Source organism: Rathayibacter sp. AY2B7 (genome assembly GCF_002931635.1).
Classification (GTDB): Bacteria; Actinomycetota; Actinomycetes; order Actinomycetales; family Microbacteriaceae; genus Rathayibacter.
Genome location: NZ_PSUC01000130.1, coordinates 1 through 8,602, shown reverse-complemented (window position 1 = coordinate 8,602; position 8,602 = coordinate 1). Strand labels below are relative to the sequence as shown.

The window sequence follows — 8,602 nt, the reverse complement described above, 5'->3', positions numbered from 1 at the left end:
TTCTCGGGGGCGGTGCAGGAGGAGCGCTGCGGGACGCTCCTCCCCCGGCCCGTCGCGCGGGGGCGCTCCGGGCCGGGTGGAGAGGTGATCAGCTCGCGAAGGTCCAGGTGAGCGGGAGCGAGGCGGACAGGCCCTGGTAGGCGTTGGTGGCCGACGAGTCGAGGGTCACGGCGATGGAGAAGGGGGTGGAGGTGCCGGGGGTGACCGGGGCGGTGTTGAGGGTCTTGACGGCCGAGCCGGCGAGGGTCGCGGCGGTGCCGGTGAAGACGGTGGTCCCGCCGGAGGTGATCACGACGTTGAGCTTGCCGCAGAAGTCGGTGGCGGAGCCGGAGGCGCCGGCCGCGACGTTGTTGCTCTGCGAGCAGGTGGCGCCGGGGGTCAGCGTGAAGGTGTTGGCGGCGACGGTGCCGGTGTTCTTCAGCGTGATCGCGGTGGTGACGGTCTGGCCGGGGACCATCGTGGTCGATCCGCCGAACTTGTTGATGGTCGCGCAGGTCGCGGTGTTGGTGCTGATCGAGCCGCCGTCGGTGCTGAGGCAGGTGATGGGGCTGGCGCCGGTCGACTTCTCCTCCATGACGAGCGAGCCGGAGGCGGCGGTGTTGCCGGTGTTGGAGATGCTCGCGACGAAGCCGGACAGGGTGCCGGACATCGAGACGGAGAGGAGAGCGGCGGCGGCGATGCTCGTCGCGATGGCGAGGGGAGCGAAGCGGACGCGCTTGGACTTGGCGGTGTGGGTCGACATGGCAGGACTCCTGATCGGGTGGGGCGGGCTGATGCTGAAGGGGGAGGGTCCGGCTGGTGTTCCGCCGAACTCGATTGACCGCTAAGTTACTTGATGGCAAAGATACATTGCAATCGTTCTTTCACCCCCTGTCCGGGTGACAGGCCGGGACCCCCGAGGGCGACCCGTACGATGACCCCAGCCCTACCCCGAGAAGGACGAATGACCACCGAGAGACCGACCCCGCGCGACGTCGACCAGGACGCGCCCGCCGTGCAGCTGCGGCAGTCGCTCCGCCTGCTCGAGAACGCGCAGCGGCACCTCCGCGCGAGCATCGCCGCGGGCGTGGGCGTGGGCATCTCGGAGCTCACCGCGCTCGAGGTCCTCGGCGAGTCGCCCGACCTCACGCCGAAGTGGCTGGGTCTCGAGCTCTCCCTCTCGACGGGCGCCGTGACCGCGCTCCTCGACCGGCTGGCGACCGCCGGCCACGTCGACCGGCTCGCCAACCCGCAGGACCGCCGCAGCGTCCTCCTGCGCCTCACCGCCTCCGGGGAGCAGCTGCTCGCGCAGGTGGACGAGCGCTACGACGAGGTCAGCGCGGAGGTGCTCAAGGCCTCCCCCGGGCTGAACGGCATGGCGGACGACCTGGCGCGTGCCGCCGCGGTCATCACCGCGCACACGATCCGCTGATCCGCGCCAGTCGCTAGGAGTCCAGCGCCCGGGTCAGGGTCCAGACGTTGCGCCCCTCGGAGCGCTCGTGCTCGAACGTGGTCGTCAGCGCCTGGATGAGGGCGAGCCCGCGGCCCGACTCCGCGAAGACGTCCGGCATCTCCCGCGGCCCCGTGCCGATGTCCGGCGGATCGGCCGTGTCGACCAGCTCCGCGTGGATCGCGTCGCCCTCGACGCGCACGACGAGGCGGCACACGATCGTCGTCGTCGACGTCGCGTGCTGGATGACGTTGTCGACCAGTTCGACCAGCGCCGTCTCGACGGCCATGCGGTCGCGGGCCGGCAGGTCCGGGCACTCGCCCCAGAGCTCGGCGAGCATCTCGTGGACGACCTCGGTGTCGTCCGGGGGCGTGCGGAACCCGACGCTGCGCTCAGTCACGGTACGCGTCGCCGGCCGTGTCGAAGAGGGTGAGCACCCGGTCCAGATTGGACAGCTGCAGCACCATCACGACCTGCTCGCTGGGCGCTGCGATCCGCAGGTCGCCGCCCGCCTGCCGCGCGGTCTTGAGGGCGCCGACCAGGGCGCCGAGGCCGGAGGAGTCCATGAACGTCACCGCGCTGAGCTCGACGACGATGCGGGGGCTGCCCTCGTCGATCGCCCGGCGGACGGCCGAGCGCAGCTCCGGAGCCGAGGCCGCGTTGAGCCGCCCCTCCCCCCGCAGCACGGCGATGTCGGGGGCGATCGTCTCGGTCGTGAACGTCATGCGGGGTCCTTCTCGGCGGAGCGGTCGGCGCCCGTGCGGGTCAGCACGAGGGCGGTGATGTCGTCGGACGCGGAGCCGGAGGCGGCGAGCGCCCTCAGCGCCTGCAGGAACGCGGCGGTGTCGGCGGAGTCGCGGGCGAGGTCGACCGCGCGCGCCAGGGACTGCAGGGTCCCGTCGTAGAGGTCGAGGACGCCGTCGGTGAAGGCCAGGAGCGAGTCGCCGACCGCGAGCTCCACGGTCTGGGTGATCCAGCCGCCGTCCTCCGCGATGCCCAGCGGGAGGCCCAGTGCCGCGAGCCGCTGGAACGAGCCGTCGGCGCGGAGGAGGACGGTGAGCCCGTGGCCCGCGTCGACGAAGTCGATCCGGCCGGACGCGGTGTCGAGGCGCCCGTGGAAGAGGGTCGCGAAGGTCTCCGTGGCCGTGAAGTCGTCGTGCAGCTGGGCGCTCACCGCGCTGACGACCGCGTCGGGGTCGCCGCCCAGGCGCGCCCGGAACGCGGAGCGGATCGACGCGGCCACGATCGCCGCCGCCGTCCCCTTGCCCATCACGTCCACGAGGGTCAGGTCGACCGTCTCGTCGTCGCCGCGCCAGCTGTAGAAGTCGCCGGTGATCGTCCACCGCGGCAGCGAGAGCCCCGAGAGCTCGTAGCCGGCGGGGTGGTGGAGGGAGGAGGGAGCCATCTGCGTCTGCATGTCGGCGGCGCGGTCGCGCTCCGCCGTGTCGCGCAGCTCCCGCTCGACCCACTCGCCGAACTCCTCGAGCAGCTGCCGCTCGTCCGGGGTGAGGCTCCGGGGCACGAAGTCGATGAGGCAGAGGGTGCCCAGCTGCAGGTCGCCCTCGACCGACAGCGGCCGCCCGGCGTAGAAGCGGACGTGCGGGTACCCCGCGACGTGCTCGTGCCCGGCCCACGCCTCGTCGGCGCCGAGGTCCGGCACCACGAAGGTGGTGCGCTTCTCGAGCGTCGCGTCGCAGAAGGTGCCGGCGCGCGGGTAGGCGAGCACGGCGTCCGGACGCTGCGGGGACTTCGTGAACAGCGTGGTGTCGTCGAGGAAGTGGATCTCGGCCACGGGCACGCGGAAGAGCTCCTCGGCCATCCGCGTGATCCGGTCGAAGCGCTCCTCCGGAGCCGACCCCATCATCTCGAGCGCCTCGAGCGCCTCGAGCGCCACCAGCCGCGGATCCTGCTCGGCCTCGATCATCCGTGCCCCCTTCCCCCTGCGCGCCGCGCCGGGACTCCCCGGAGCGCACACGCACCTCCGACCGTATCGCCCCGCTTGACGGGTGGGGGACCTTCGGCGCCTCTGTGCCCCTCACGGGGTGCAGCTGTCGCGGATCGCGCGGCCGGGAGCATCGTCGACGGCCGATCCCGGCCGTCCTCGCCTCCGTCTCTTGCCGCCGGACGGAGCGGACCCCTACTCTTCACCCGACGCTCCCCCGGCGACCCGCGAGCACCCGAAGCCCGCAGGCTCGTGGGCGTCGCCTCAGGAGCGCCCGTGCCCACCCAGCCGCGTCCCCTCCGCCGATCGCGCGCGGAGACGAACCGACCCTCTCGATCCGACGCGCCCCGGCGCGGGAGCCCGCTCGCTGCGGCGCTCCTGCTCGTGACAGCCCTGATCCTCCCGCTCGCCGCCGCGCCGACCGCGTCCGCCGTCGACTCGGCGGGCGACGAGTACGACGCGATGCGCCTCGGCCTCGTCGCCGATCTGACGGGCACGATCCCGGGCAGCGGGAGCGTCGGCGGCCTCGCCGCGGCGAAGGGCCGCCTCGTCGCCGAGGCCGAGGGCTACTGGTCGACGCTCGAGACCGACGGCGGCGAGCCCTGGCCCGACCTGGTCACGGGCACCTCGGCGGTGGAGGTGTGGGCCGCCTACAAGCGGGTCACCGTCCTCGCGACCGCGCTGAAGACCCCCGGGACCGCCCTCACCGGCGACCCGGCGCTCCTCCGCGACGTCGTCGCGACCGCCGACTGGCTCTCGGCGAAGCGCTACAACCGCTCGACCACCGGCACCTCCCGCTGGTGGGAGCAGCAGATCGGCATCCCGCTCGAGCTGAACAGCATCACCGCCCTCCTCTACCCCGACCTCTCGGCGGAGCAGGTGCAGGCCTACCTGTCGGCCTCGACGCGCTTCGCCGACACCGTCACCCGGACCGGCGCCAACCGCGTCTGGACGGCGGCGGTCATCGCCGGGCGGGCGGTGCTGCTGAAGCAGCCGGCGAAGATCGCGGAGGCGGCCGCCGGCATCGACCCGGCGCTGCGGACGGTGGCGTCCGGCGACGGCTTCCACGCCGACGGCTCCTTCGTGCAGCACAGCGTCTTCGCCTACAGCGGCGGGTACGGGCTCTCGATGCTCGACACCCTCGACGACCTGTACGCGCTGCTCGACGGCTCCCGCTGGGAGATCACGAGCCCGGAGGGGCTCGGCGTGTACGACCGGCTCGCCTCCTCCTTCGCCCCCGTCACCTGGTGCGGCGCCGTGATGTCGACGGTCCGCGGCCGCGAGACCGCGCGGGCGGAGTCGGAGGACGGCGACGTCGGCGTCCAGCTGCAGGCGGCGGTGCTGCGCCTCGCCGACAGCGCCCCTCCCTCGGCCAGGACACGGACGAACGCGCTGGCGAAGAGCTGGCTGGCCTGCAACGCCGGCAGCCCCGTGAGCATCGAGACGGCCGGATCCGTCAGCGACGTCGTGCGCGCGCGGCTCGTCCTCGCCGACACGGGCCTGACCGCGACCCCGATCGGCTCGGGCGTCCGGGCCTTCGCCGGCATGGACCGCTTCACGCGGACCACGGCGACCTCGGGCTTCGCCGTCGGCCTGTCGAGCACGCGGATCGCCCGCTACGAGTCGCTCAACGGCGAGAACCGCAGCGGCTGGTACACCGGCGACGGCGCGACCTCGCTCCACCTCGGCAGCGGGCGCCAGTACGACGACGGCTACTGGGCCACGGCGAACCCGTACCGGATGCCCGGCACCACCGAGGACACGATCGTCCGGAGCGCGGGCGAGGGCGCGTCGTCCCGCCCGACGACGACCTTCACCGGGAGCCTCGAGAGCCCGTCGCGGCGGACGGGGATCGCGGCGCTCGACTTCGACGCGGCGTCGGTGAGCCTGGTCGCGAAGAAGGCCTGGTTCACCTTCGACGACGAGATCCTCGCGCTCGGCTCCGGGATCACGGCGACCGACATGTCCGGGACCGGCTGGGACGGGGCGCGCCGGCGCGCGGAGACGGTGATCGACGACCGCCGCGACGTCGCTCCCGATGCGAGGCTCCGCGTCGACGGCGTCCTCCGCGGTGCGGAGGCGACCGACACGAGCACCGCCCGCTGGGCCTCGATCACCGGCTCCGCGGAGTCGGTGGGCTACGTCTTCCCGTCGCCGATCGCCCTGACCGCGCAGGGACGGACCCGCACCGGAGCCTGGAGCGCCGTGAGCGCCGCCGGTCCGACGGCGCCGGTGACCGGCCACTACTACTCCCTCACGACGAGCCACGGCACGAACCCGACCGGCGCCTCGTACGCGTACACAATCCTCCCCGGCGCCTCCGAGGCGGCGACCGCCACGTACGCGGCGGACCCGGACGTGACCGTGCTCAGCAACACACCCCAGCTGAGCGCCGCCCGCGACCGCTCGACCGGCACCGTGAGCGCCGTGTCGTGGAAGGCCGGGACCACGAGCCCCGTCCTCGTCGGAGGCACCCGGGTCGCGAGCATCACCGGCGCCGGACTGGTCTCGATCCGGGAGGACGCGGACACGGTGACCGTCTCGACCGTCGACCCGACGCAGGTCTCGACGAGCGCGCTCACCGTGACGCTCGCGCGGCCGACCGCGGGCACGGTGTCCTCGAGCGCCGCCCTGAGCGTGACGAGCAGGACGAGCACCGCGACGACGATCACGTTCCGGCCGAGCGGGCTGAAGGGAGCGACGGCGTCCATCGTGCTCGCGAAGAGGGCCGCCGCTCCGGTGCCGACGACCACGCCCACGCCGACCGCGACCGCAGCGCCGACCGCGACCGCCGCGCCGACCTCGACGCCGACCGCCACCGCGACGCCGCTCGCCGCCGTCGGAGCCGGCACCCACCAGAACGGCTCGCCGGCCGTCGCCGTCACGGGCACCTGGTCCACGACCTCCTCCTCCGCGGACAGCGGCGGAGGCGTCTCCTTCTCGTCGACAGGGGGCGCCTCCGCCACCCTCCGCTTCACCGGCACCGGAGTCTCGTGGGTGAGCCGCCGGTCCAGCACGTCCGGGATCGACGAGGTCCGCCTCGACGGCGTCCTCGTGGCCTCGGTCGACCGCTACAGCGCCACCACCCGCTCCGCCCAGACCGTCTGGACCAGCGGGACCCTGCCCGCCGGCACCCACACCGTCACGATCACCCGCGGCAGCACACGGAATCCGGCGGCGACCGGGGGCAACCTGATCCACGACGCCTTCGTCGTGAGGGGCTGACCGCCCGGCTATCACCGGCCGCGGTGCCTGGCCAGGCCTCGCCCCGCGGCGGGAGCGCCCGTAGCGTCGCCCGGACCGATCCCGCCGGGGTCACGACGAGAGGACGCGCCATGAGCAGCACGAGCGACATGATCCGGAGCCACCCCGAGGAGCTGCGCGGCATCGATCCGGAGGTCCTGGCCGAGTGCATCGACGCGTGCGGCGCCTGCGCGCTCACCTGCACCGCCTGCGCCAGCGCGTGCCTGGGCGAGGAGTCGGTCGCCGAGCTGGTCCACTGCATCCGCACCGACCTCGCCTGCGCCGACGTGTGCGCCGCGACCGGCGCCGTGCTCTCGCGCCGCGGCGTCGTCGGATCCGCGGCCGTCCGCGCCCTCGTCGAGGCCTGCCTCCTGGCCTGCCGCGCCTGCGCCGACGACTGCGAGCAGCACGCCGGGATGCACGAGCACTGCAGGATCTGCGCCGAGGCCTGCCGCCGCTGCGAGCAGGCGTGCGAGAGGCTGCTCGCGCAGCTCTGAGCGCGGGCGCCACCGCGGAACGCCTCCCCCACCGGATTCGACGGGCGGCTGTCAACCGTCCTGCCCCGAGCGTCAGGCGCTCCTACGGTCGGTGGCGAGTACGGCGTCGCCGGGGCGCCGGAGCGATCGCAGGCGGTCCTTCCGTCCCCGACGATCCGCAGACGCTCGAGATGGAGGACGACCGTGGCCCAGACCAGCACCGAGCGCGACCGCACCGCGCCCGACCCCGACGACTCCCGCAAGCCCGACGGACCGACCGACGTCACCAAGCGCTCGTGGGGCTACGTCCTCAAGAAGACGCTCCGCGAGTTCGGCGCCGACCAGTGCACGGACATCGCGGCGGGGCTGACCTACTACGCCGTCCTCGCGCTGTTCCCCGGGCTGCTCGCGATCGTCTCGATCCTCGGCCTCTTCGGCCAGGCCGAGACGACGACCTCGACGGTCCTCGACCTGCTCGGCGGATTCGTCTCCGCCGACGTCCTCGACACGGTCCGCGGCCCCCTGCAGGAGCTCACCTCGGCCCCCGCCGCCGGTCTGGCCTTCGTCACCGGTGTCCTCGGCGCCCTCTGGTCCGCCTCCGGCTACGTCGGCGCGTCGTCTCGGTGCCTGTCCTGGCCGAGGGCGGCGGCCGCGCCTACGCCCACCTGCTGATCGGGCCGGCGAGCCAGCTCTGGTCGGTGCCGATCGACAGCAGCGAGGTGGAGGAGCCGGACGACGCGGAGGTCATCGCCCACATCGAGCTCGAGACGCGCCGCATGCAGCCGGCCCGCCCCTCGTGGAGCGAGGAGATGACGGACATCCCGCCGCTGGACTTCCTCGAGTACACGGACATCGCCGACCTCGAGGACGCCGGGCGCGACCCGATGGACTAGGCCGCCGCCGGCTCCTCGGTGGAGCGGGAGTCGCTGAGGGACAGCGAGCCGATCGTCGCGATCACGCCGACGAGGACCGCCACGACCAGGAAGGCGACCCGCTCACCCGCGAAGAAGCTCCGGACGAGGTCCGCGCTCCACGCGCCCGCCGGGAGGGTGGTCGCCACCAGTGCGGCGATCAGCGTGCCGACGACGGCCGTGCCGATGCTGGTGCCGATCTCCTGGGCCGTGTCGTTGAGCGCCGCACCGATCGACGTGCGGTTCGCGGGCATCGCCTCGACGAGGGCGACGGCGCAGATGGTCATGATCGTCCGCAGGCCCACCGTCATCACGACCATCATCACGGCGATCGCGAGGTAGCCCCGGTCCACCGCCCAGGACATCCCGAGCAGCGCGCCGACCAGGAGCCCGGTGCCGATCAGGCAGGCCGCGCGGTGCCCCAGCTTCGCGGCGAGGCGCTCGGTGATCGGAGTGGCGGCGAGCATCGTGACGATGACGGGCAGGTTCGCGAGGCCGGCGCGCACCGGGCTCCAGCCGTAGGCGTACTGGAAGTGCAGGATCAGGCCGAACAGGACGCTCGCGAAGGCGACCGAGGCGCCGAGCTGCGTGAGCGCCGCTC

At 73.4% G+C, this 8,602-nt stretch carries 10 protein-coding genes; 5 read left to right on the top strand and 5 right to left on the bottom strand.

The genetic code is table 11. The annotated features are described in order from the left end of the window. Positions 1-88: 88 nt before the first annotated feature. On the bottom strand, positions 89-742 hold the full coding sequence (locus tag C5C27_RS15670; RefSeq protein WP_104234050.1) for a hypothetical protein: 654 nt from the start codon (positions 740-742) through the stop codon (positions 89-91). Positions 743-943: 201 nt separating this feature from the next. Between C5C27_RS15670 and C5C27_RS15665 the strand changes: the two genes are divergently transcribed. Next, on the top strand, positions 944-1,411 hold the full coding sequence (locus C5C27_RS15665) for a MarR family transcriptional regulator (RefSeq protein WP_104224277.1): 468 nt from the start codon (positions 944-946) through the stop codon (positions 1,409-1,411). Positions 1,412-1,424: 13 nt separating this feature from the next. Here C5C27_RS15665 and C5C27_RS15660 read toward each other — a convergent pair whose 3' ends face one another. Genes C5C27_RS15660 through C5C27_RS15650 form a run of 3 tightly spaced genes read right to left on the bottom strand, consistent with a single transcriptional unit; the run spans position 1,425 to position 3,353 of the window. After that, a complete protein-coding gene (locus tag C5C27_RS15660; RefSeq protein ID WP_104314869.1) occupies positions 1,425-1,829 on the bottom strand; it encodes an ATP-binding protein in 405 nt (134 codons plus the stop codon). Next, positions 1,822-2,154 (bottom strand): STAS domain-containing protein, encoded by a 333-nt coding sequence (locus C5C27_RS15655; protein WP_104224279.1) that lies wholly within the window; start codon positions 2,152-2,154, stop codon positions 1,822-1,824. Before C5C27_RS15655 ends, C5C27_RS15660 begins: the two co-directional genes overlap by 8 nt. After that, positions 2,151-3,353: a PP2C family protein-serine/threonine phosphatase gene (locus tag C5C27_RS15650; RefSeq protein ID WP_104314868.1), complete on the bottom strand. Its 1,203-nt coding sequence runs from the start codon at positions 3,351-3,353 to the stop codon at positions 2,151-2,153. The genes C5C27_RS15655 and C5C27_RS15650 overlap by 4 nt, the downstream gene beginning before the upstream one ends. Positions 3,354-3,755: 402 nt before the next feature. Between C5C27_RS15650 and C5C27_RS15645 the strand changes: the two genes are divergently transcribed. The 4 genes from C5C27_RS15645 (at position 3,756) to C5C27_RS15630 (ending at position 7,983) form a co-directional block, all read left to right on the top strand. Continuing rightward, a complete protein-coding gene (locus tag C5C27_RS15645; protein WP_146079721.1) occupies positions 3,756-6,596 on the top strand; it encodes a polysaccharide lyase 8 family protein in 2,841 nt (946 codons plus the stop codon). A gap of 110 nt (positions 6,597-6,706) precedes the next feature. Beyond that, positions 6,707-7,111 carry a four-helix bundle copper-binding protein gene (locus C5C27_RS15640; protein WP_104314866.1) on the top strand — a complete coding sequence of 135 codons (405 nt, stop codon included), beginning with the start codon at positions 6,707-6,709 and terminating at the stop codon, positions 7,109-7,111. 183 nt (positions 7,112-7,294) lie between these two features. Continuing rightward, the gene (locus tag C5C27_RS15635) at positions 7,295-7,762 is read left to right on the top strand and encodes a YihY/virulence factor BrkB family protein (RefSeq protein WP_181133565.1); all 468 of its coding nucleotides are present in this window, start codon (positions 7,295-7,297) and stop codon (positions 7,760-7,762) included. Then, positions 7,714-7,983: a hypothetical protein gene (locus C5C27_RS15630; RefSeq protein WP_104314864.1), complete on the top strand. Its 270-nt coding sequence runs from the start codon at positions 7,714-7,716 to the stop codon at positions 7,981-7,983. The genes C5C27_RS15635 and C5C27_RS15630 overlap by 49 nt, the downstream gene beginning before the upstream one ends. Here the strand turns inward: C5C27_RS15630 and C5C27_RS15625 are convergent. Further along, positions 7,980-8,602, bottom strand: a 623-nt coding sequence (locus C5C27_RS15625; protein WP_146079720.1) for an MFS transporter, incomplete at its 5' end; no start/stop codon positions are given. The genes C5C27_RS15630 and C5C27_RS15625 overlap by 4 nt on opposite strands.